At 64.0% G+C, this 20,177-nt stretch carries 22 protein-coding genes; 10 read left to right on the forward strand and 12 right to left on the reverse strand.

The genetic code is table 11. The features are described 5' to 3' along the window. Positions 1 to 15: 15 nt before the first annotated feature. Positions 16 to 1,125, forward strand: coding sequence for an S-(hydroxymethyl)glutathione dehydrogenase/class III alcohol dehydrogenase (locus DES41_RS03045; RefSeq protein WP_114465799.1), 1,110 nt, complete (start codon positions 16 to 18; stop codon positions 1,123 to 1,125). After that, entirely contained in the window at positions 1,125 to 1,958 is an 834-nt protein-coding gene (gene fghA, locus DES41_RS03050) for an S-formylglutathione hydrolase (protein WP_114465800.1), read from the forward strand. Before DES41_RS03045 ends, fghA begins: the two co-directional genes overlap by 1 nt. Positions 1,959 to 1,961: 3 nt before the next feature. Here the strand turns inward: fghA and hisC are convergent, their stop codons facing one another. The 7 genes from hisC to rpsP all read right to left on the reverse strand — a co-directional run bounded on the left by hisC (position 1,962) and on the right by rpsP (position 7,013). Next, entirely contained in the window at positions 1,962 to 3,035 is a 1,074-nt protein-coding gene (gene hisC, locus DES41_RS03055; RefSeq protein WP_114465801.1) for a histidinol-phosphate transaminase, read from the reverse strand. Next, positions 3,032 to 4,021 carry a CobD/CbiB family protein gene (locus DES41_RS03060; RefSeq protein ID WP_114465802.1) on the reverse strand — a complete coding sequence of 330 codons (990 nt, stop codon included), beginning with the start codon at positions 4,019 to 4,021 and terminating at the stop codon, positions 3,032 to 3,034. Before DES41_RS03060 ends, hisC begins: the two co-directional genes overlap by 4 nt. 33 nt (positions 4,022 to 4,054) lie before the next feature. Then, positions 4,055 to 4,756, reverse strand: a complete 702-nt coding sequence (locus DES41_RS03065) for a CoA pyrophosphatase (protein WP_245965590.1) — start codon at positions 4,754 to 4,756, stop codon at positions 4,055 to 4,057. 97 nt (positions 4,757 to 4,853) lie between these two features. Beyond that, positions 4,854 to 5,240 (reverse strand): 50S ribosomal protein L19, encoded by a 387-nt coding sequence (gene rplS, locus DES41_RS03070; protein ID WP_056656603.1) that lies wholly within the window; start codon positions 5,238 to 5,240, stop codon positions 4,854 to 4,856. A 134-nt stretch (positions 5,241 to 5,374) separates the two neighbouring features. Further along, complete coding sequence (gene trmD, locus DES41_RS03075; protein ID WP_114465803.1) at positions 5,375 to 6,133, reverse strand: tRNA (guanosine(37)-N1)-methyltransferase TrmD; 759 nt, start codon at positions 6,131 to 6,133, stop codon at positions 5,375 to 5,377. A gap of 18 nt (positions 6,134 to 6,151) precedes the next feature. After that, entirely contained in the window at positions 6,152 to 6,724 is a 573-nt protein-coding gene (gene rimM / locus DES41_RS03080) for a ribosome maturation factor RimM (protein ID WP_114466804.1), read from the reverse strand. Between the two features lie 16 nt (positions 6,725 to 6,740). Further along, the gene (gene rpsP / locus DES41_RS03085) at positions 6,741 to 7,013 is read right to left on the reverse strand and encodes a 30S ribosomal protein S16 (protein ID WP_114465804.1); all 273 of its coding nucleotides are present in this window, start codon (positions 7,011 to 7,013) and stop codon (positions 6,741 to 6,743) included. Between the two features lie 157 nt (positions 7,014 to 7,170). Between rpsP and DES41_RS03090 the strand changes: the two genes are divergently transcribed. Both DES41_RS03090 and DES41_RS03095 read left to right on the forward strand, forming a co-directional pair. Next, positions 7,171 to 7,692, forward strand: coding sequence for a GNAT family N-acetyltransferase (locus tag DES41_RS03090; protein ID WP_114465805.1), 522 nt, complete (start codon positions 7,171 to 7,173; stop codon positions 7,690 to 7,692). Positions 7,693 to 7,697: 5 nt separating this feature from the next. Further along, positions 7,698 to 8,153: a hypothetical protein gene (locus tag DES41_RS03095; protein WP_114465806.1), complete on the forward strand. Its 456-nt coding sequence runs from the start codon at positions 7,698 to 7,700 to the stop codon at positions 8,151 to 8,153. 4 nt (positions 8,154 to 8,157) lie between these two features. Here DES41_RS03095 and DES41_RS03100 read toward each other — a convergent pair whose 3' ends face one another. Continuing rightward, a complete protein-coding gene (locus DES41_RS03100; RefSeq protein ID WP_114465807.1) occupies positions 8,158 to 9,168 on the reverse strand; it encodes an inorganic phosphate transporter in 1,011 nt (336 codons plus the stop codon). A 15-nt stretch (positions 9,169 to 9,183) separates the two neighbouring features. Next, positions 9,184 to 9,831, reverse strand: a complete 648-nt coding sequence (locus DES41_RS03105; protein WP_114465808.1) for a DUF47 domain-containing protein — start codon at positions 9,829 to 9,831, stop codon at positions 9,184 to 9,186. Between the two features lie 416 nt (positions 9,832 to 10,247). On the opposite strand from DES41_RS03105, the gene DES41_RS03110 reads away from it, so the two are divergent. From DES41_RS03110 to DES41_RS03135, 6 genes are all read left to right on the forward strand, one after another. Next, entirely contained in the window at positions 10,248 to 10,706 is a 459-nt protein-coding gene (locus DES41_RS03110; RefSeq protein ID WP_114465809.1) for a low molecular weight protein-tyrosine-phosphatase, read from the forward strand. Between the two features lie 394 nt (positions 10,707 to 11,100). Continuing rightward, complete coding sequence (epsA, locus tag DES41_RS03115; protein WP_114465810.1) at positions 11,101 to 11,925, forward strand: XrtB/PEP-CTERM-associated transcriptional regulator EpsA; 825 nt, start codon at positions 11,101 to 11,103, stop codon at positions 11,923 to 11,925. Then, on the forward strand, positions 11,918 to 13,342 hold the full coding sequence (locus DES41_RS03120; protein ID WP_114465811.1) for an undecaprenyl-phosphate glucose phosphotransferase: 1,425 nt from the start codon (positions 11,918 to 11,920) through the stop codon (positions 13,340 to 13,342). The genes epsA and DES41_RS03120 overlap by 8 nt, the downstream gene beginning before the upstream one ends. 38 nt (positions 13,343 to 13,380) lie before the next feature. Continuing rightward, positions 13,381 to 14,529 carry an XrtB/PEP-CTERM-associated polysaccharide biosynthesis outer membrane protein EpsL gene (gene epsL, locus DES41_RS03125; RefSeq protein WP_170168082.1) on the forward strand — a complete coding sequence of 383 codons (1,149 nt, stop codon included), beginning with the start codon at positions 13,381 to 13,383 and terminating at the stop codon, positions 14,527 to 14,529. Positions 14,530 to 14,539: 10 nt separating this feature from the next. After that, complete coding sequence (gene epsE, locus DES41_RS03130; RefSeq protein WP_114465813.1) at positions 14,540 to 15,382, forward strand: polysaccharide export protein EpsE; 843 nt, start codon at positions 14,540 to 14,542, stop codon at positions 15,380 to 15,382. Positions 15,383 to 15,473: 91 nt separating this feature from the next. Then, complete coding sequence (locus DES41_RS03135; protein WP_114465814.1) at positions 15,474 to 16,787, forward strand: Gfo/Idh/MocA family protein; 1,314 nt, start codon at positions 15,474 to 15,476, stop codon at positions 16,785 to 16,787. A 20-nt stretch (positions 16,788 to 16,807) separates the two neighbouring features. Here the strand turns inward: DES41_RS03135 and DES41_RS03140 are convergent, their stop codons facing one another. Genes DES41_RS03140 through DES41_RS03150 form a run of 3 tightly spaced genes read right to left on the reverse strand, consistent with a single transcriptional unit; the run spans position 16,808 to position 20,162 of the window. Further along, entirely contained in the window at positions 16,808 to 17,614 is an 807-nt protein-coding gene (locus tag DES41_RS03140) for a glycosyltransferase family 2 protein (RefSeq protein WP_114465815.1), read from the reverse strand. Continuing rightward, positions 17,611 to 18,633 (reverse strand): polysaccharide pyruvyl transferase family protein, encoded by a 1,023-nt coding sequence (locus DES41_RS03145; RefSeq protein ID WP_114465816.1) that lies wholly within the window; start codon positions 18,631 to 18,633, stop codon positions 17,611 to 17,613. Before DES41_RS03145 ends, DES41_RS03140 begins: the two co-directional genes overlap by 4 nt. A 32-nt stretch (positions 18,634 to 18,665) precedes the next feature. Then, the gene (locus tag DES41_RS03150; RefSeq protein WP_114465817.1) at positions 18,666 to 20,162 is read right to left on the reverse strand and encodes a lipopolysaccharide biosynthesis protein; all 1,497 of its coding nucleotides are present in this window, start codon (positions 20,160 to 20,162) and stop codon (positions 18,666 to 18,668) included. Positions 20,163 to 20,177 lie beyond the last annotated feature (15 nt).

The raw sequence follows: 20,177 nt of genomic DNA on the forward strand, positions 1-20,177 counted from the left end.
CCAGGAGAAACACCCATGAAATCCCGCGCCGCCGTCGCCTTCAAGGCCGGAGAACCGCTGCAGATCGTCGAGATCGATGTCGCCCCGCCGCAAAAGGGCGAAGTGCTGGTCAAGATCACCCACACCGGCGTCTGCCACACCGATGCCTTCACGCTGTCGGGCGACGACCCCGAAGGCTTGTTCCCGGCGGTGCTGGGCCACGAGGGCGCAGGCATCGTGGTCGAGGTCGGCGAAGGCGTCACCAGCGTGAAGCCTGGTGACCACGTGATCCCGCTGTACACGGCCGAATGCGGCGAATGCCTGTTCTGCAAGAGCGGCAAGACCAACCTGTGCGTGTCCGTGCGCGCCACGCAGGGCAAGGGCGTGATGCCAGACGGCACCACGCGCTTCTCCTACAACGGCGAGCCGATTTACCACTACATGGGTTGCTCCACCTTCAGCGAGTACACCGTGGTCGCCGAAGTCTCGCTGGCCAAGATCAACCCGCAAGCCAACCCCGAGCAGGTCTGCCTGCTGGGCTGCGGAGTGACCACCGGCCTGGGCGCTGTCTGGAACACGGCCAAGGTGCAGGAAGGCGACACGGTCGCCGTGTTCGGCCTGGGCGGCATCGGCCTGGCTGTCGTGCAGGGCGCGAAGAAGGCCAAGGCCGGCCGCATCATCGCCATCGACACGAACCCTTCCAAGTTCGACCTGGCCAAGACCTTCGGCGCCACCGACTGCGTGAACCCCGAGGACTTCGACAAGCCCATCCAGCAGGTCATCGTCGAGATGACGGGCTGGGGCGTGGACCACTCCTTCGAGTGCATCGGCAGCACGAAGGTGATGCGCGCGGCGCTGGAATGCGCGCACCGCGGCTGGGGCCAGTCCGTCATCATCGGCGTGGCCGGTGCGGGGCAGGAGATCTCCACGCGGCCGTTCCAGCTGGTCACGGGACGCAAGTGGCTGGGCACGGCCTTCGGCGGCGTCAAGGGCCGCAGCCAGTTGCCGGGCATGGTCGAGGACGCGATGAAGGGCGACATCCAGCTGGCCCCGTTTGTCACGCACACCATGCCGCTCACCGACATCAACGAAGCCTTCGACCTCATGCACGAAGGCAAGTCGATCCGCTCGGTGGTGCACTACTGATGGAACGCGTCGAAAGCCACGCCAGCTTCGGCGGCCGGCAAGAGGTCTGGAAACACGCCTCCACAGCGCTGGGCTGCGAGATGAAGTTCGGTGTCTACCTGCCGCCCGCCGCACTGCGGGGCGAGCACTGCCCCGTGCTGTACTGGCTCTCGGGCCTGACCTGCACCGAGCAGAACTTCATCACCAAGGCTGGCGCGCAGGAGCATGCAGCGCGCCACGGACTCATCATCGTCGCGCCAGACACCAGCCCGCGCGGCGAGGCGGTGGCCAATCACCCCGGCTACGACCTGGGCCAAGGTGCGGGCTTCTATGTCAACGCCACCCAGGAGCCCTGGGCTGCGCACTACCGCATGCAGGACTACGTGGCGGACGAACTGCCGGCCTTGGTCGAGCAGCATTTCCTGGCGACCGCCGCGCGCGGCATCTTCGGCCACTCCATGGGCGGCCATGGCGCGCTGATCACGGCCCTACGCCATCCCGGCCGCTACCGGAGCGTGTCGGCCTTCTCGCCCATCGTCGCGCCCTCGCAGGTGCCCTGGGGGCAGAAGGCGCTCACGGCCTACCTGGGTGCAGACCGCGCAGGCTGGGCGGCCTGGGATGCGGTCGCACTGGTCAAGAGTGCCAGCGAGCGACTGCCGCTGCTGATCGACCAGGGCGACGCCGACGAATTCCTGGCCGGCCAGCTGCAGCCCGAGCTGCTACAGGCCGCCTGCACCGCCGCCGGCCACCCGCTCACGCTGCGGCTGCAGCCGGGCTACGACCACAGCTACTACTTCATCGCGAGCTTTCTGGGTGAGCACTTCGCCCACCACGCGCAGGCGCTGCGCGGCTGAAGCTCAGCCCTGCAGGCAGGCGGCCAGCGCCTGCAGCAGCTGTTCGCACTGCGCAGGCGTGCCCACGCTGATGCGCAGGTACTGGCCGATGCGCGGTTGCGCGAAGTGGCGCACCAGGACCTTTCGGCCCCGCAGCGCCGCGGCCAACTGCGCGGCGTCGTGCGCGGGATGCCGCGCGAACACGAAGTTGGCCTGCGAAGGCAGCACCGTGAAGCCCAGGTCTTCCAGCTGCAGCAACAGGCCTTCGCGGCAGTGCACCACGGCGTCGCGCTGGCGCACGAAGTAAGCCTGATCCTCCAGGGCTGCGATGGCGCCGGCCTGCGCCAGCCGGTCCAGCGGATAGGCGTTGAAGCTGTTCTTCACGCGCGTGAGTGCATCGACCAGCGGTGCCTGGCCGATGGCCCAGCCCACGCGCAGCCCGGCGAGCGCGCGCGACTTCGACAATGTCTGCACCACCAGCACGTTCGGATGCCGCGCCACCAGCGCAGCGGCCGACTCGGCGCCGAAATCCACATAGGCCTCGTCGACCAACAGCACGCGCTGCGGATGGATCCGCGCCAGGCGCTCCAGCGCATCCAGCGGCAGCGCGATGCCGGTCGGTGCATTCGGATTGGCGATGACCATGCCCGCCACCGACTCGCCGCGGGTGGCCTCGAAGGCTGCAAGGTCTACGCGCAGCCCATCGTCCACGGGCAACTGGCGCACGACCACGCCCAGCCAGCGGCAAACGGATTGGTAGAAGCTGTAGCTCACATCGGGCAGCAGCAGCGGCTGGCCCGCATGGCGGAAAAAGGCGTCGAAGGCCAGTGCCAGCACCTCGTCCGAGCCATTGCCCACGAAGACCTGATCGGGCGCCACGCCATGGTGGCGCGCGATGACGCTGCGCAGCACGCGGGATTCGGGATCCGGGTAGAGCTGCAGGCCCGCACGCGTGGCGCCCTCGATCGCTGCCAGCACGCGCGGCGACGGGGGGTACGGGTTCTCGTTGGTGTTGAGCTTGACGAGACCTTCGATGACCGGCTGCTCGCCTGGTGAATAGGGCACCAGCGCGGCCAGGTGTGGGCTCGTGAAGCTCATCCCAAGAGGCGCGCCAAGGTCAACAGCGCCAGCAGGCCCAGCAGCAAAACAACCGTCCGCCACACCAGCCCCACCACGCTGCGCAGATGCGCGAGCTCGGGCTCGCGCCCCGGCGTGGCGGCGGAATCCTGCGGCGGCTGCAGCCCCGCTTCGAAAGGCTGCAAGGCGTTGGCCGCCGGCTTGGCCTTGAGCGCCTCGCCACCCAGGCGCACGTTCACCGCGCCCGAGGTGGCTGCCAGGATCACGCCGTCGTTGTCGTTGGGGAACTGCTGGGCATGGTGGCGCCAGCTGTCGATCGCGTCCTCGAAACTGCCGACGATGGCAAAGCCCAGGGCCGTGGCGCGCGCCGGCAGCCAGTCGACGACGGTCCAGGCGGCGCCCGCCACCTGCTGCAAGGCGGCGCTGGCCGGCTGGTTCTGCGGGTTGACGCGGTACCGCCAGTAACGCGAGACGAACTCCGCCATCCGGTAGAAGACCGCACCGGCAGGCCCGAGGCCGAGCGCAGCCAGCACCGCAAACCAGACCAGCACGCCGAACACATGGCGGTGCGCAGCGATCACCGAATACTCGATCACATGGCGCACGATCTCGCGGCGCGGCAGCTCGCTCGCGTCCACGCGCTGCCAGGCCGCGAGGTGCTCGCGCGCCTGCAGTTCGTCGCCAGCATCGAGCGCATTGCGGATCTCGGTGAAGTGGTGGCTGAACTGCCGAAAGCCCAGCGTGCCGTACAGCACCACCACGTTCCACAGCACGGCGGCGGGCCAGCCGATCCAGTGCGCGAGCATCCAGTACACGGCCAACGCCGCCAGGGTGGGCAGCAGCACGGCCAGGGCCCAACTGGTCCAGCCGTGCAGGGACTTGCCGGCGTCGAAGTTGTCGCTGCTCCAGCGCACCCAGGCGCGCAACCAGCCGTGGATGGCGTTGTCGCGGGCCAGCGGCCGCACCTGCTCGAGCAGCAGCGCACAGAAGATGGCGAAGAAGCTCATGGGGCGGCCATCATAGGCGACGGGCGCACGGCCTCACGCCGACAGAAAGCGGTACAGATTGCGCAGCATGCCGGCGGTCGCGCCCCAGATGAAGCGCTCGGTCTCGCCGTCCCGAAACGGCATCGAGAACCACTCGCGCCGTGCGCCTTGCCACTCCAGCATGTGCCGGTGGTGATTGGCCGGATCCATCAGAAAGGCCAGCGGCACCTCGAAGGCAGCCGCCACCTCGCCGGCATTCAGCGTCAGCGCAAAGCCCGGCCGCACCAACCCCACCACGGGCGTCACCACGAAGGCCGTGCCCGTCACGTAGTTGGACAACACGCCGATGAGTTCGACATGGGACCGGTCCAGCCCGACCTCCTCCTGCGCCTCGCGCAGCGCGGCGGCATTGGCATCGGCGTCGGTCGCATCGACGCGGCCACCGGGGAACGCAACCTGGCCCGAATGGTTGGCCAACTGCAGCGACCGCTCGGTCAGCAGCAGCGTGGGGCCGCCCTCGCGCAACACGACAGGCACCAGCACGGCCGCGCGGGCCGGCGGGCGGTCGGTGAAACGCGGCTCGGCCCGCACCTCGGGCTCCCAGACCGGCGGCGAACGGAAGCGCTCGCGCAGTGCCTCTGCGCCCAGGCGTGCCAGCGGCACCGCGGGCAGATGGGCATCCGTGCCCAGCGAAGGAGCGTGGCGCGGATCGAAGTTGGGAATCTTGGACAGCGGCGTCAGCGGCAGATCGGACACAGGCACTCACAACTGGGAAGAACGGCAGGAGCCGAAAAGCAAAAAGCCGCCACGCGCGAAGCAGGTGGCGGCTTGACGGACCGAAAGGCCGTTCGGATTACTGGGCTGCAGCAGCGGCCTTGGGGGCCTTGAGCACCAGCTTTTCCTTGATGCGGGCCGACTTGCCGCTGCGCTCGCGCAGGTAGTACAGCTTGGCACGGCGCACATCACCGCGGCGCTTGACTTCGATGCCGGCGATCAGCGGGCTGTAGGTCTGGAACGTACGCTCCACGCCTTCGCCACTGGAAATCTTGCGCACGGTGAAGCCGCTGTTCAGGCCACGGTTGCGCTTGGCGATGACCACGCCTTCGTAGGCCTGGACGCGCTTGCGCGTGCCTTCGACCACGTTGACGCTGACGATCACGGTGTCGCCGGGCGCAAATTCAGGGATCTTCTTGCCCAGACGGGCAATTTCTTCCTGCTCGAGGATCTGGATGAGGTTCATGGTTCTTCCACAGGATCTTGCTCACGCTCGGGTGTCACGGGGCATTGAAGCACTGCAAAAGCTGCAGCTTGCCGGGACGGAGCCAGACGCGACATTGCGTAAGGCAGCGGACAGAGGATCCGAAAAGCCCGCGATTATAGCGTGCCGGACGCCGTTTGCGCCAGCACTGCCTCGTCCGCAGCGCTCAGGCGCCCTGCCGCACGCGCAGCGGCCAGCAGCTCGGGCCGACGCGCGGCCGTGAGGCGCAACTGCACGTCGCGCCGCCAACGCGCGATGCGGCCGTGGTGCCCGGACAGAAGCACCTCGGGCACCGGCGCGCCGCGCCACTCCTCAGGCCGGGTGTAGTGGGGGCAGTCCAGCAGGCCGTCCAGGGCCGGATGGAAGCTGTCGAACTGGTGACTTTCGGCATCGTTGAGCACGCCGGGCTGCAACCGCGCCACGGCGTCGAGCAGCGCCAATGCGGCGATCTCGCCGCCCGACAACACGAAGTCACCCAGGCTGATGCTGTGCGTCACGTAGCGGTCGACCAGGCGCTGGTCGATGCCCTCGTAGCGGCCGCACAGCAGCACGGCGCCCTCGCCTTCGGCCCAGCCGGCCACCGCCGTGTGGTTGAGCGGCGCGCCCACCGGCGTGAACAGCACGACGGGCGTGCCAACGCCGCGCTCGGTCAGGATCGCATCGAGACAGCGCGCGAGCGGCTCGGCCAGCATGACCATGCCTGGGCCGCCGCCGAAGGCCTTGTCGTCCACACGCTTGTAGTTGCCCTCGGCCTGGTCTCGCGGGTTCCACAGCCGCACGTCGACCTGGCCCGAAGCGTACGCGCGCCGCGTCACGCCGCTGGTCAGGAAGGGTGCGAACAGTTCGGGAAACAGCGTGATGACGTCGAAGCGCATGGCCTCAGGCAGCCCCGCTCAGTAGTCGGGCTGCCAGTCCACCGTGATGCAGCGGCCGGGCAGATCGACCTTGTCGACGAAGGCCGAGACGAAAGGAACCATGCGCTCGACGGGCTTCTCGCCCTCGGCGCCAGGCTGCTCTTCTATGACCAGCACGGTCTGCGGGCCGGTGGACAGCAGCTCGCGCACCTGGCCCAGCGCCACGCCTTCGCGGTTGACCACGTCCAGGCCGATCAGGTCGACCCAGTAGTACTCGTCCGTCGCGGCACTCGGGAAGCTAGAGCGCGAGACGAACACGCGCGCGCCTTTCAGCGCATCGGCAGCATCCTTGTCTGCGATGTCCTGTACCTGGGCCACGACGCCGCCGGAATGCTCACGTGCCTCGCGCACCTTGAGCAGCAAGGTGCCGTCGAAGGCCTTGGCCCCCCGTTCGGACGCCTGCAGATACCAGCGTTTGGAAGAAAAAAGCGCCTCGGGTTGGGCGCTGTGGGGCAGCAGCTTGAGCCAGCCCTTGACGCCCCAACCGCCAGCGACGCGGGCCACTTCGACCGCATCGTCCGGCAGGGGCGCCGGATCGAGTGCCTGCAGCATGAGCAGGCCTGCCAACTCAGGCAGCGGCTGCGGGAGCAGCAGCCGGGGCGGCAGCGGCCTGGGCCACCAGACGCTCGACCGTGGGCGAGGCCTGGGCGCCGACGCTGCGCCAGTAGTTCAGGCGGTCGTGGACGACGCGGATGCTCTCTTCGTTGGCCTTGGCGGTCGGGTTGTAGAAACCGATGCGCTCGATGAAGCGGCCGTCACGACGGACGCGCTTGTCGGCAACGACGATGTTGAAGAAGGGGCGGGCCTTAGAGCCGCCGCGAGAAAGCCGGATGACAACCATGATTTATCCTCAAGGGGTCGGCCCGCCGGTTAGATAGCACCGATGGGCCAGATTCATTTTTCAGATTCAGCGCTGAGACACGCGCTGTGGCCACCCGGCCAGCGACACGCTGAAAAGCCCGCGATTATAGCCTGCACCTGTTGCTTCTCCTTTCCACATGCCAAGCATCCGCCCCAGCACCGACGCCGACGTCGCCGCCATTGCCGCGATCTACACCCACCATGTGCTGCACGGCACCGGAACCTTCGAGATCGATCCGCCCTCGGCCCAGGACATGGTCGCCCGTCGCGCCGACGTGCTGGCCAAGGGCCTGCCCTACCTCGTGGCCGAGGAAGACGGCCGCGTGCTGGGCTTTGCCTACTGCAACTGGTTCAAGCCGCGCCCGGCCTACCGTTTCTCGGCCGAGGACTCGATCTACCTGGCGCCCGAGGCGGCCGGCCGCGGGCTGGGCCGCCAGCTGCTGACGGCGCTGGCCGAGGCGGCGCAGGCGTGTGGCGTGCGCAAGCTCATCGCCGTGATCGGCGACTCGGCCAACGCCGGCTCCGTCGGCGTGCACCGCGCGCTGGGCTTCGAGCACGTCGGCGTGATCCGCTCGTGCGGCTGGAAGTTCGAGCGCTGGCTCGACATCGTGTTGATGGAAAAGGCACTGGGCGCGGGCGACAGCCAGCCGCCGGTCTGAAGCCAATGCCGAGGAACAAGAACAAGACCCTGGCCACTTGGCTGGCCCTGCTGGGAGGCCCGCTGGGCCTGCACCGCTTCTACCTGCGCGGCCTGGGCGACCTGTGGGGCTGGCTCTACCCGCTGCCCACGGCGCTGGGCCTGTACGGCATCGAGCGCGTGCAGCAATTCGGCCAGGACGACCACTGGAGCTGGCTGCTGATCCCATTGCTGGGCGTGTCGATCGCGGCGAGCGCGTTGACCGCCATCGTCTACGGCCTGCGCTCGCCCGAGAAGTGGAACGCCGCCTTCAACACGGCGGGCTCGTCGGAAGCGCCAGCCGGCAGCACCAACTGGTTCACCGTGATCGGGGTCGCCGCCGCACTGCTGTTGGGCACCGGCGTGCTGATGGCCAGTCTGGCGTTCAGCTTCCAGCGCTACTTCGAGTACCAGATCGAAGAGGCGCGCAAGATCTCGCAGTAGCCGCTCAAAACACGCGGAAGCTGACCCAGTAGGCGATCGCCGCCACGAAGGCGCTGGCCGGAATCGTGAAGATCCAGGCCCACACGATGTTGCCCGCCACACCCCAGCGCACCGCGCTGGCGCGCCGCGTGGACCCTACACCGACGATGGCGCCCGTGATGGTGTGCGTGGTCGACACCGGAATGCCCAGCATCGTGGCCATGAACAGCGTCAGCGCACCGCCGGTCTCGGCGCAGAAGCCGCCCACCGGCTTGAGCTTGGTGATCTTCTGGCCCATGGTCTTGACGATGCGCCAGCCGCCGAACATGGTGCCCGCCGCGATGGCCATGTAGCAGCTGATGATCGTCCAGGCCGGCGGCGAGGCATCGCCAGCCGAGGCATAGCCGGTGGCGATCAGCAGCAGCCAGATGATGCCGATCGTCTTTTGCGCGTCGTTGCCGCCATGCCCCAGGCTGTAGGCCCCGGCCGAGACCAGCTGCAGCCGACGGAACCAGCGGTCCACGCGCGAGGGCGTGGCGCGCCGGAAGATCCAGGCCACGATCACCAGCATCAGCGAGCCCAGCGCGAAACCCAGCACCGGCGAAACGAAGATGAAGGCCACCGTCTTGGCGATGCCGCTGCCCACCAAACCCGAGGCACCGGTCTTGGCCATCACAGCGCCCACGATGCCGCCGATCAACGCATGGGAGGAGCTGCTGGGGATGCCGTAGTACCAGGTGATCAGGTTCCACGAGATGGCGCCGATCAGCGCGCCGAACACCACGTGCACATCCACCACACCCGGCTCGGCGATGCCCTTGCCCACGGTGGCCGCCACGCTGAGGTGGAACACGAAGATCGCGATGAAGTTGAAGAACGCCGCGAACACCACCGCCTGGCCGGGCTTGAGCACGCCCGTGGACACCACGGTCGCGATCGAATTGGCCGCGTCGTGAAAGCCGTTCATGAAGTCGAACACCAGGGCCAGGGTGACCAGCAGCACCACGACCCACAGGGCCACCTGCACAGAAGCCATCGCGCTCTGCCCGGATCAGGAGTTCTCGAGGACGATGCCCTCGATCAGGTTGGCCACGTCCTCGCACTTGTCGGTGACTGTCTCCAGCAGCTCGTAGATGGCCTTGAGCTTGATCAGCTCACGCACGTCCGGCTCCTCTCTGAACAGCTTGCTCATGGCCGAACGCATGACGCGGTCGGCATCGGATTCCAAGCGGTCGATCTCCTCGCAGGTCTTGAGCGCGGCCTCGGCGGTCGCCGGGTCCCCGATATTGGAAAGCAGCTTGACCGCGTCCTTCACGCGCTCGCAGCATTTCATGCACAGCTCGGTCAGGCGGCGGATCTCGTCCGTCATGCTGCGCACGTCGTACAGTGCCATGGTCTCGGCCGCGTCCTGCAGCAGGTCGGCCACGTCGTCCATGGAGTTGATTAGCGAGTGGATTTGCTCGCGGTCGATCGGTGTAATGAAGGTCTTGTGCAGCGAGCGGTTGACCTCCTGCGTCACACGGTCGGCGGCACGCTCGGCGTTGTCCACATCGCGGTTGTACTGCTCACGCAGGTGCGCATCGTGGTAATTTGCCACCAGCTGCGAGAAGGCGCGAGCAGCCTCCACGATGCGATCGGCATGCTGGTTGAACATCTCGAAAAAGTTGCCATCGCGTGGCATCAGCTTGCCGAACAGCATGCGCAGATCCTGGGGTGTGTCAAAAATATGACGTTTCGGTGAAACGGGGCGCAGTGTAACTGCGCGTTCCGGCGCTCCGGCCCGTGTGCCGTGGTTCCGCCCGTTGCGCCGGCGGGCCCGCCGACCCACTCTCCTGCGGCCCCTGCAGCATGCCGTCGTGATCACCGATATCACTCGCCCGGCTGGCCCCATCTGGCCGAGTTCCGCCGCACGAGGGCCATGAGGTACACAGCATCCAGCACGCGCCTCGCTCGTCAGGTGACGAAGCTTCGACGGGCGGTTGAACGCAGACTCACGACTTCAGCAGGCTCATTGCACTGTCGTGCAGCCCGGCACGGGCTTGCGGATACGCATCGCGCATTCGCGCTGGCACTTTCTGGCACGATCGGGCGCCCAGCAGTTACCCACGCGGTTCCATGTACGAACGAATTCTTGTCGTGTGCACCGGCAATGTCTGTCGAAGTCCACTCGCCGAGGCCTTGCTGCGCCTGCAGTTGCAGGCCGATGGCCGTGCAGAGGCGACGCAGGTGCAATCCGCCGGAACACGCGCGCTGGTCGGCAAACCTGCGGACGAAACCGTGCTGTATGTCGCACGCCAGCAGCCCCGGCTTCTGCAAGAACTGGAACGGCATCGCGCGCAACAGATCAACCCCACCCTCCTCTGGTGGGCCGACTTGATTCTGGTGATGGAGACGGCCCACATCCGGCAACTTGCCCATGTGGACCCGCAAGCGCCAGGCAAGGCCCGCATGCTCGGGCACTGGCTCGGGACGGCCATTGCCGACCCCTACCTCAAGCATGAATCGGTCTACCAGGAGACGCACAGCCTGGTCGAGCAGGCCGTGGCGTCATGGCGGGAGAGCATCCATGGGTAAGCAAATAAGCAACCCGGCCTGAGGAGTAAAGCACACCCGACAGGGCCAGACACTGTTACATTTTCTGATGGCTTGAAAGTTGCTGTGCCGCAGAGTGCCGCTAACATCCCGGCTTACCGAGCACGGCTTCGACAATCTGTCGACGCAGAATTTCCCGAATGTGGCGGCCTGCAAGCCAGGCATTGACCGGGTGTGGCAACCCGGAACATTTACCGTCAACATGACAATTTGGCCTATGTATGAGATGCCATCGGGCAGACATGGACAGGCATCAAACTGGCTTGCGCAGAGAACAAGGCCGGGGGGACATTCAAGAAAATGCACCATTTCGAAGCGCGCACGTCGACGGCCGTGTGGTGTGTTTCCGATCGACTGGTCTTCCCCGAGGATGTGAATGTCATTTCTGAGCAATTTATCCATCGCAGACCGCGGACGCTGCTTCGATGTGCTGGCAGAAGTCGCGCACATCCGCACGCATGTGGATCTGGTCAATTGGTTACGTGGTGGCGTCCAGTACTTCATGCCGCACGACATCGTGGTTGCCGCCTGGGGTGACTTCCAGCGGGGCACCATCGGCCACGACATCGTCTTTCCACTGCGTGGCGTGCGCACGGCGCAGGCCAGCATGTCGGCCCTGGTCTCTCGGCTGCAGGAGTTGTTTGCCAACTGGTCCGCCCTGAACAAGCAGCCCTACGTGACCGCTGCCGACCGAATGAACGGCGTTCTCGGGCTTTCGCCGCAGCCCGAGCTGCTCCACTCGACCATCCCGGCCATGCGTTCTGCCATGGTGCATGGCCTGCGCGACCTGCGCGGTGAACAGGATTGCCTGTACGTCGTGCTGAGCCGCGAAGCAATCACCGAGAAAACAGGTACCGCGGCGATGACAGCGCTGCTCCCCCACATCGACATGGCGATGCGCCAGGCCGCGCTGCCCTCCAAGATCATCACGCAAGGCACCGCCTGCGGCGGACCTGCGCAGATCACCATCTCGCGCCACGGGCTGGACAACCCCGTGCCCGACAACGGCATGACCGGCCGCGAGTTGGAGATCATGCAATGGGTCGAAATGGGCAAGACCAACCAGGAAATCGGCACCATCCTCGACATCAGCGCATTCACCGTCAAGAACCACCTGCAACGCATCTTCAAGAAGCTGGACGTCTACAACCGCGCCCAAGCGGTGTCCCGGCTGAAGAACAGTCATTACGCCCATGGATAGCTCTCCCATTCCCTTGACGCAAGTCAAGTCTGCGCCCGATGTCGCTGGCAGCGGTAGCCTGGGCAAGGACCACCCCCTCAGCTTCATCGAATCGCTGATCGACCCCGGCATGCTGGTGCTGTCGCTGTGGGGCGTCGGGCTCTACCACACGGGCAGCCTGCGGCCCGAGTACCTCATCCTGTCCGTCATCGTGTTTGCGATGACGTTTCCCGGCACGACGCAGATCCGCTCGTCGCTGCGCAAGCTGGTCACGCAGACCCTCATCAACTGGGCCGCCATCGCGGCGCTGCTGCTGGTGATGGGGGTGGCCACCGGATACAACCGCCACTTCCCTGTGGGCGCGCTTGTCATGTGGCTATGGCTGGCGCCCGTGTCGCAGATCGCTGCCCACCGCGCCCTGCGGCTCGCAGCTCCCGCCATCCTGGCCTTGCGCGGACCGCCGCGCAAAGCCGTGATCGTCGGCATGAACACCCAAGGGGTGGCGCTGGCGCGCCGCATCCGTGAAACACCGTATTCCCAGATCGACGTCTCTGGCTTCTTCGACGACCGCGAACTGCATCGCCTGAACGCTCCGATGGGCTTCGGCCTGATCGACCGCCTCGCAGCCTTGCCGGCCTATGTCAAAGCCAACAATGTGCAGATGATCTATCTGTCGCTGCCCATGGCATCGCAGCCGCGCATCCTGCAGGTGCTCGACGGCCTGAAGGACACCACGGCCTCGATCTACTTCGTGCCCGACATGTTCGTGACCGACTTGATCCAGGGCCGCAGCGCATCGGTGTGCGGCACGCCCGTGATCTCGGTCTGCGAGACCCCTTTCCGCGGCACGACCGGCCTGGTCAAGCGTGGCTGGGACATCCTGCTGGCGTCCGTGATCCTGCTGCTGATCGCTCCGATCATGCTGGCGGTGGCCATCGGCATCAAGCTGACGTCCCCCGGCCCCATCATCTTCAAGCAACGCCGCTACGGTTTGGACGGCAAGGAGATCATGGTCTACAAGTTCCGCTCCATGACGGTGACCGAAGACGGCGAAAAGAGCTACACGCAGGTGAAGCGGGGCGATGCGCGCGTGACCAAGATCGGCGCCTTCATCCGCAAGACTTCGCTGGACGAGCTGCCGCAGTTCATCAACGTGTTGCAGGGACGCATGAGCGTGGTCGGCCCGCGGCCGCACGCGATCGCCGTGAACGAGCAGTACCGCAAGCTCATCTCCGGCTACATGATCCGCCACAAGGTGCGCCCCGGCATCACGGGTTGGGCGCAGGTGAATGGCTTCCGGGGCGGCGACGACCTGGAGTCCATGCAACGGCGCATTGAGTTTGACCTCGATTACCTGCGCAACTGGTCGCTGCGGTTGGATCTGTACATCATCGCGCGCACGGTGGGCGTGGTGTTCAAGGACACGAAGGCGTATTGACACCTGTTATGACACGACGGTTTCGTCCCGCGCCACGGTTGGCGATCCTGTTGGCGCTGTGGGCGGCGAGCGTAGCCGCCCAGGACGTGGATATTGACGCTTTAAAATTCAGTGCATCGCAAGGGCAGCGCTACGACAGCAACCTGTTTCGCCGCAGTACCAACGCTCGCTCGGAAACTTTGTCGACCACCACGGTGGGGCTGCAGTTGGACAAACGTTACTCGTTGCAGCGCGTGGAGCTCGATGTCAACTTGGCATCGAACCGCTACCGCAGCAACGACTACCTAAACTTCAACGCCGTGAATTACCGTGCCGTCTGGCATTGGAGTGTGACGCCGAGGCTGCGCGGTTCGATCAGCAGAACACGCAGCGATGACATCAATACCTTCGACTACTTCCGCAGTTTTGACCGAAACGTTCGCACCGACATTAAGACTGGCGCCACTGCTGTAGCAGTGCTTGGGCGTGATTGGCTGCTCCTCGGCGGTATTGAGCGCGACGAGCGCAGCAACGAGCGGCCGACGGCTCAGTCCGGAGATTACACGTTGCGCAACATTTCAGCTGGAGTTCGTCGGGTATTTCCATCAGGGAGCCGCATCAGCTACCGAGTTTTGGATGGCCAAGGCGACTACTTCAACAGAGTTCCCGGAGTGACTGCAACGCCGACTGCTTACTCGCAGTTGGAACATGAAGTACAAGTTTCGTGGTCGGTCACTGCAAAAACAACAGTCAGCGCCACGCTCGGATATATAGACAGAAAACATCGTGATTTGGCCGTGCGTGACTTTTCTGGCTTGCGCGGGAATTTAAATGTCAATTGGCGCGCAACAGGCAAGTCCGGCGTCCAATTGACGCTGGCGCGCAGCATCAGTCCATACCAAACAAACACCGCAAGCTATACCGTTGGCAACCGCATCTCAATGTATCCTTACTGGAGCATTAGTTCTCGCGCGGCGGTCTACGCAAGCTTGGACCATCTCCGCTACTCATTCGACGGGGCACTGCCAGGCGTCGATAACAACGCTCGGGAAGACCGTACAAACATTGCAGGGCTCGGCGTGCGGTGGGAGCCGTTTGACGCACTATCGCTGAATGCAGGAGTTTATCGCGAACTGCGCACTTCCAATCTGGAGGGCTTTGGCTATTCCAATACGTCGGCCCAGTTTTCGGCCAAGTTCGTGTTCTGAGTATGAGTTTATGACCAACACAATTTTCTACTACATCTCGCCACTTGGCCGGCTACGCCACCTTATCTTGGCCTTCGCGCTGCTGCTAACAGCGTTTCCGGCACTTTCTCAGAACGCAACAGCGCCCCAAGATTACCGCCTGGGGGCGGGCGACACCGTGCGCGTCCTGGTATTTCAAAGCCCTGACTTGACGGTGGAGGCGCGTGTCTCCGAGTCCGGGTCCATCACTGTCCCGCTGATCGGTAACACCGTGATTGGTGGGCTGACCATCTCGGATGCCGAGCGGCACATCGCAAACGCATTGCGCGCTGGTGGCTTCCTGCAACAACCGCAAGTTAACATCGTCTTGGTCCAAGTGCGAGGGAATCAAGTCTCGGTGCTGGGCCAAGTTCAACGACCAGGACGTTTCCCACTGGAGATTGCCAACACAAAGGTGTCAGACGTGCTGGCGATGGCAGGCGGCGCCATGCCGACTGGCGACGACGTTGTTATCTTGATTGGAACGCGTGATGGCAAGGTCTTCCGCATGCTGATCGACATTCCAGCGCTGTTCCTGACGGAGGATTCCTCTGCCAATTTGCTTGTTATGGGTGGCGACACATTGTATGTGCATCGTGCACCCGTCTTTTATATATATGGCGAAGCGCAGCGCCCTGGTCCCTACCGCATCGAGCGCGGCATGACGGTCATGCAGGGGTTGGCGCAAGGCGGTGGCCCAACCAACCGCGGCAGCGAGACGCGCTTGCGCCTGCATCGGCGAGATGCGTCTGGTGTCGTACAACAAATCCAGCCCGAACTCACTGATATGCTCGAGCCCAACGACGTTATCTACGTGCGCGAGAGTCTGTTCTGACACCGCAGCGCGCTGCATCGGCGCATCCACCGTGCCCCCACTCGTCGAAGTGCGCGCGGCTCATGATTATTAGAACCAGGGAAGACGCGACATGAAGATCGCTTTCGTCGGCTGCGGCTATGTGTTTGACATTTACATGCGCACGCATTGGGCGCACTCGGAACTGGACATCTGCGGCGTGTTCGACCTCGACACCACCCGCTCCGCCACCGTGTCTAAGCACTACGGGTTCAAGGTGTACCCCGACCTAGCAACTTTGCTGGCCGACCCGCAGGTGGAAGCTGTCGTGAACCTCACCAGCATCCACTCTCACTACGCCACCACCAAGCGCGCGCTGGAAGCCGGCAAACACGTCTATTCCGAAAAGCCATTCACGACCGACATAGACAAGACACGCGAGCTGTTCGCAATGGCCGAAACGCGCGGCCTTGTGCTTAGCGGTGCGCCCAGCAACCTTTACTGCGATGCCGTCAGCACCTTGTGGAAGGCGGTGCGCGATGGCGCGATCGGCAAGCCGGTGCTTGTGTACGCCGAACTGGACGACAACCCCGCCCACATGATGCAACTGGAAAAAGTGCAGAGCCCCACCGGTGCGCCTTTCCCCTACGCTGAGGAATTCCAGGAGGGCTGCACCGTCGAACACGTGGCCTACCACTTGGTATGGCTGTGCGCCATGTTCGGCCCCGTGCTGTCGGTCACCGCATTCTCTGACTTCCTGGTGCACCACAAAACCGACACCCCCTTGATCCCAGCCGACACGCCCGATTTCTCAGTGGCCTGCCTGCACTTTGCCAACGGTGTAGCCGCGCGTGTCACCTGCACCTGGGTATCGCCCCGCAACCACCAGATGCACATCATCGGCGAGCAAGGCGAGATCACCGCTGACAACGTCTTCCACGACCAGTCTCCCGTGCATCTGGAGCGGTTCTCGCGCGTCACGCTGGCCGCACGCAAGGCTTACACGGTGCGCACTCAGCCGTTAATTGGGCGCCTGTTCGGCGTGGGCGGCCGCCGCCAGCCATTGGTACGTCGCTGGATGTCGCACGCAGTCGAGGCCGAAAAGGGCGTTGGCCGCTCTCCCAAGCACAAGCTTGTCAGTTGGCTGCGGCGGCGCGAAATCTACGCGCAAGACAAACTACTCGGCATCGCAGAGATGTCCCGTGCGCTCAGCGAGGGCCGCAAGCAGCCCATGCAGCCTGACTTTCATATGCACATCAATGAGTTGTCTTTGCTGATACAGCGCGCCGGCCGCACCGGTGTGGCCCTGACACCGACGACGACTTTCCAACCCTTTGAGCCGTTGGCCGACGTGGCGCAGAGCCAGCGCAACTACTTGGCGAGCTACAAGTCGGCGCCGCTCGAGCGTTTGGTGACTGGATTGGTGGAGTCATTGCACAAGCGCTAAGCCTGCAATGATCAAGCCTCTCAGCGCTCACCGAAGAACTCACGTCGCATAGAGGCCGTCAAGGGCCTCAGCGCCTTCAAGTGACTCCATACCTGAGCTGGATCGCGCAACGCCTCTCGATTGAATATGTACTTCTTGAATATCCCGGGGGTCATGCTATGTGACCCGGCTTGGCCGATGCGGTAGACAGCGCCGTCGAAAGGAAGGTCTTCCAGCGGCGCTCCGCGATCAGCGAGGAAACCGGGCACGCGGTAGTGGCCACCCAGCATGCTCTTAATGTAATCAGCGCTGGCATCCTCGAAGCGCTCGGGTAGGCCGTAAGCATCGGCGCGTACGACCAGCGAAGTGCCGCAGACACGATTGAAGTTGTCATGGCGCATGACAACGGAGCCGCCATCGCCCCAAACCCAGCCAGTTGCAATGCGCCATCCGTGGGCCTGTGGACGCTCTGCCGCGAAGCCTGCAAGCCGGGCACTGACGAAGTCGTCGTCATCTGAAATCATGAAGAAGCGGCTGCCGCGGGCGCTGAGCATGCCGCGCAGCACTCGGCGCCCCTTGTCGAGCCGAAACGCCTCCAGGAAGTCCTGCTTGGTCGCGCGACCTTGGTCGTGCAGAACGTTCGGAGCAAAGTCAACCCACTCTACGCCGAAGCGGTCGGGTAGAGGTGGTAGATCAGAGCCGGTATTTGCGACGATCAACCCGCGCCAATCAGGGTGCGCCTGCGCCGAGATCGACTTGACGGTCTGCGCCAAGTTAGCCTTGAGTTGCGGCCAATCCCGTGCATTTTTTGGGTGCCGGACCGGCACAACGAAGGTAAGAGCAGTCACCGCGCGGCCTCCTTAGCGACGCCCGCTACGCTTGCCGCCTGCTCCCGCGCCCACTGCATCCCGTCTTGCAGTGAACGTGCACGATACGTAAGGTCCATCCCACCCGGAAAGGCATCCATGAATCTCGTGATCTTGCCGTAGGAGTTGTCCAATACCGCGTGCGGCTTGCCCATCAGCAGCGACACGATATGCACGTGGAGCCGATCAGTAACGATCGCGCGCGCGCGCGCCAACTGGCGCGTGCCGCGGCCAAATCGTTGCGCCGCCGCTGCGTCGAACATGCTTTTTCTCATGGCAATCCGATCAAGCGTGGATATTGCCGCCATCGTGCCGAGAGTCTTGGCCCAGCGCACCGGCAACTTGGGCTCCTTGATCCAGTCCTCTACCGGGCAGTCAAGCTCAGCGGTGCCGTCGCGTGAGGCAACCTTTTCCTTATCCTCGCGCAACATTGCCAACAACGGTATTGAGGGCGGAGGCATGGCATCCAGCGTACCAATGCAGAAAGCCATATCCGGACACAGCTTGACCTCGCAGTCGAAGCGCTTGCGCGCAAACTCCAACGACTCTTGATCGCGGACCAGAAGCACGAAGTTCTTGTGCTTGGCAATCACGCGAGCAGACTCCTCGACACGCGCGTCACTGTCATAGTGGATCGACTGCGGGAACTGCACGATCAGCCGGTCCGGCCATCGCTTCAATATGCGCTCGCGAAAGTTCTGGTGCGACACCCATATATCTCCAAAATTGCCGCCACCATGAATGAAGATCGGTCCCTGTGGCACCTTCCGCTCCAGTTGTCGATCAGAGAAGTCCTCAATTTTTGAGACGTAGTCGGGCGACTTGTGATAATGCTGCTTTAGGTACGCTATTTCACCTAACCAAATGGCAGAGTCGCCCACGTTACGGATGTCGGGAAAGTCGACGATGGCCATCGGCGCCTTGCCGATCAACGGCCCAAGCACGTCGTGGATCTTGCCCTGCATGGCCGCAATGTATTCGCGGGATGTTTGTGGTTGCATTCATTGCTCCTAGGCCACAGTGGCCAACCGGCTCAGGCGTCTGCGCTGCCTGGCCGCAACTTCTTCCAAACTTTGGCCATCAAACGGCCAATTTCTTGCTCGGGGCCAGACGGCCTGCCAGCCCGTCGCCACAGCCACCGACAGCTGGTGCTGTAGAGCAATATGGACGTGGCGCCAAGCACCAATATCTCGAGCGCAAGCGACCACGTATCAGCACGCGCAGGCAGAAAATATACGACGGCAAGCGTGCCAATCACCATCACCGCTGCGGCACAGAAGCTCCGCGCGTTCACGGCCAGTTGCTCGGCGACAGAGACGTTGATCAAACGCCGTACCAACACCATGTTGACGACTGTCGCGATCAAGCCGGTGAAAACGCGCGCGCCGATCACACCTTCCAGGCCATAAAGATACATTGCGCCTACGATCAACGGAATGCGCACCACGAGCATCTGCACGCTGCGCACAAACAGCAGCCGGGTCTGCCCCAGCGCCATACCAAGCGCATCTGCCGAAGAACCAAGCGTCTGCACCGCATGTACAGAAGCGAGCGCCTGCACGATGAAGATCGCAGGCACCCACTTTTCACCCATACCTAGACGGATCAGCGGATCGGCAACCAGTGCCGCACCGATGCCCGCCGGAAGGGCGATGGCGGTCACGACCGCCTGCGCCCGCTGGTAGGCCGACGACAAGCGCTCCCGGTCATCGCGCATGCTGGAGAACGCAGGATAAAACGTCTGGCGCAGCGGTGTCGTCGCTTCGCGCGTTGGAATCGCCGCAAGGTTGCCGCCCACCGAGTAGTGGCCAAGCGCCTCGTTTCCGAGCAACTTACCAATAAACAAAGTGTCGAAACGCCAGTTCAGCGTGTTCACGATCTGCACGGCCGACACCCAAACCGAGAAAGACAACAGATCCTTCGCATGCGCCAAGCCCAGTCGCGGTCGGTATGGCATTACCGTGTACGACACAACCAGCGTCGTCAGCTGCGTCGCCACGATCCCTACCACCAGCGCCCAATAGCTACGGAAGATGTAGGCGACAACGACAGAAGCTACAACGCCAACCAGCTTTTGGCTGACATTGAGCACGAACTCCTGCCAGAAGATCAGTTCGCGTTGCAGCACGATACGACGCGGGTTGGCCAGTCCACCGAGGAACACGCTAGCACCCATGCCCGCCATGATGCCCACCAAGCGTGGATCATCGTAGAAGCTGGCCAGCGGTGAACCGGCCAATGCGAGTGCGCCGCCGAGCACGCCGCCTCGCAGCGCGTTCATCGTGAAGGCGGAATGAAAATGCGCGTCAGTCAGTGCCCGATGCCGCACCAGCGCCTGTGCAAGCGATAGTTCGGTGACCTCCGTGACCAGCAGCATCAGAGTCGTCGCCACGGCAACCACCCCAAAATCGTCTGGCGAAAGCAAACGTGCCATGGCAACCATGCTGATGATCGACAGCAGATTGACGATGGCGCGGGCGAAGGACAGCCAGGCGCTGCCCTTGATCAGCTTGTCGGTGATGCTGCTCATGCTTGCGACTCGGGT

It is taken from the genome of Pseudorhodoferax soli (assembly GCF_003337555.1).
Lineage (GTDB): Bacteria > Pseudomonadota > Gammaproteobacteria > Burkholderiales > Burkholderiaceae_C > Pseudorhodoferax > Pseudorhodoferax soli.

Bases quoted from the DNA above. Each gene is read 5' to 3' on its own strand.
- DES41_RS03105 (WP_114465808.1), bottom strand. From the start codon at position 9,831: ATGCTGTTCGGCAAGCTGATGCCACGCGATGGCAACTTTTTCGAGATG.
- DES41_RS03135 (WP_114465814.1), top strand. From the start codon at position 15,474: ATGAAGATCGCTTTCGTCGGCTGCGGCTATGTGTTTGACATTTACATG.
- DES41_RS03090 (WP_114465805.1), top strand. From the start codon at position 7,171: ATGCCAAGCATCCGCCCCAGCACCGACGCCGACGTCGCCGCCATTGCC.
- DES41_RS03110 (WP_114465809.1), top strand. From the start codon at position 10,248: ATGTACGAACGAATTCTTGTCGTGTGCACCGGCAATGTCTGTCGAAGT.
- epsA (WP_114465810.1), top strand. From the start codon at position 11,101: ATGTCATTTCTGAGCAATTTATCCATCGCAGACCGCGGACGCTGCTTC.
- trmD (WP_114465803.1), bottom strand. From the start codon at position 6,133: ATGCGCTTCGACGTCATCACGCTGTTTCCCGAACTGTTCGCACCCTTC.
- DES41_RS03145 (WP_114465816.1), bottom strand. From the start codon at position 18,633: ATGCAACCACAAACATCCCGCGAATACATTGCGGCCATGCAGGGCAAG.
- rimM (WP_114466804.1), bottom strand. From the start codon at position 6,724: ATGCTGCAGGCACTCGATCCGGCGCCCCTGCCGGACGATGCGGTCGAA.
- rplS (WP_056656603.1), bottom strand. From the start codon at position 5,240: ATGAACCTCATCCAGATCCTCGAGCAGGAAGAAATTGCCCGTCTGGGC.
- DES41_RS03045 (WP_114465799.1), top strand. From the start codon at position 16: ATGAAATCCCGCGCCGCCGTCGCCTTCAAGGCCGGAGAACCGCTGCAG.
- DES41_RS03120 (WP_114465811.1), top strand. From the start codon at position 11,918: ATGGATAGCTCTCCCATTCCCTTGACGCAAGTCAAGTCTGCGCCCGAT.
- DES41_RS03150 (WP_114465817.1), bottom strand. From the start codon at position 20,162: ATGAGCAGCATCACCGACAAGCTGATCAAGGGCAGCGCCTGGCTGTCC.
- DES41_RS03060 (WP_114465802.1), bottom strand. From the start codon at position 4,021: ATGAGCTTCTTCGCCATCTTCTGTGCGCTGCTGCTCGAGCAGGTGCGG.
- DES41_RS03095 (WP_114465806.1), top strand. From the start codon at position 7,698: ATGCCGAGGAACAAGAACAAGACCCTGGCCACTTGGCTGGCCCTGCTG.
- hisC (WP_114465801.1), bottom strand. From the start codon at position 3,035: ATGAGCTTCACGAGCCCACACCTGGCCGCGCTGGTGCCCTATTCACCA.
- rpsP (WP_114465804.1), bottom strand. From the start codon at position 7,013: ATGGTTGTCATCCGGCTTTCTCGCGGCGGCTCTAAGGCCCGCCCCTTC.
- epsE (WP_114465813.1), top strand. From the start codon at position 14,540: ATGACCAACACAATTTTCTACTACATCTCGCCACTTGGCCGGCTACGC.
- DES41_RS03100 (WP_114465807.1), bottom strand. From the start codon at position 9,168: ATGGCTTCTGTGCAGGTGGCCCTGTGGGTCGTGGTGCTGCTGGTCACC.
- fghA (WP_114465800.1), top strand. From the start codon at position 1,125: ATGGAACGCGTCGAAAGCCACGCCAGCTTCGGCGGCCGGCAAGAGGTC.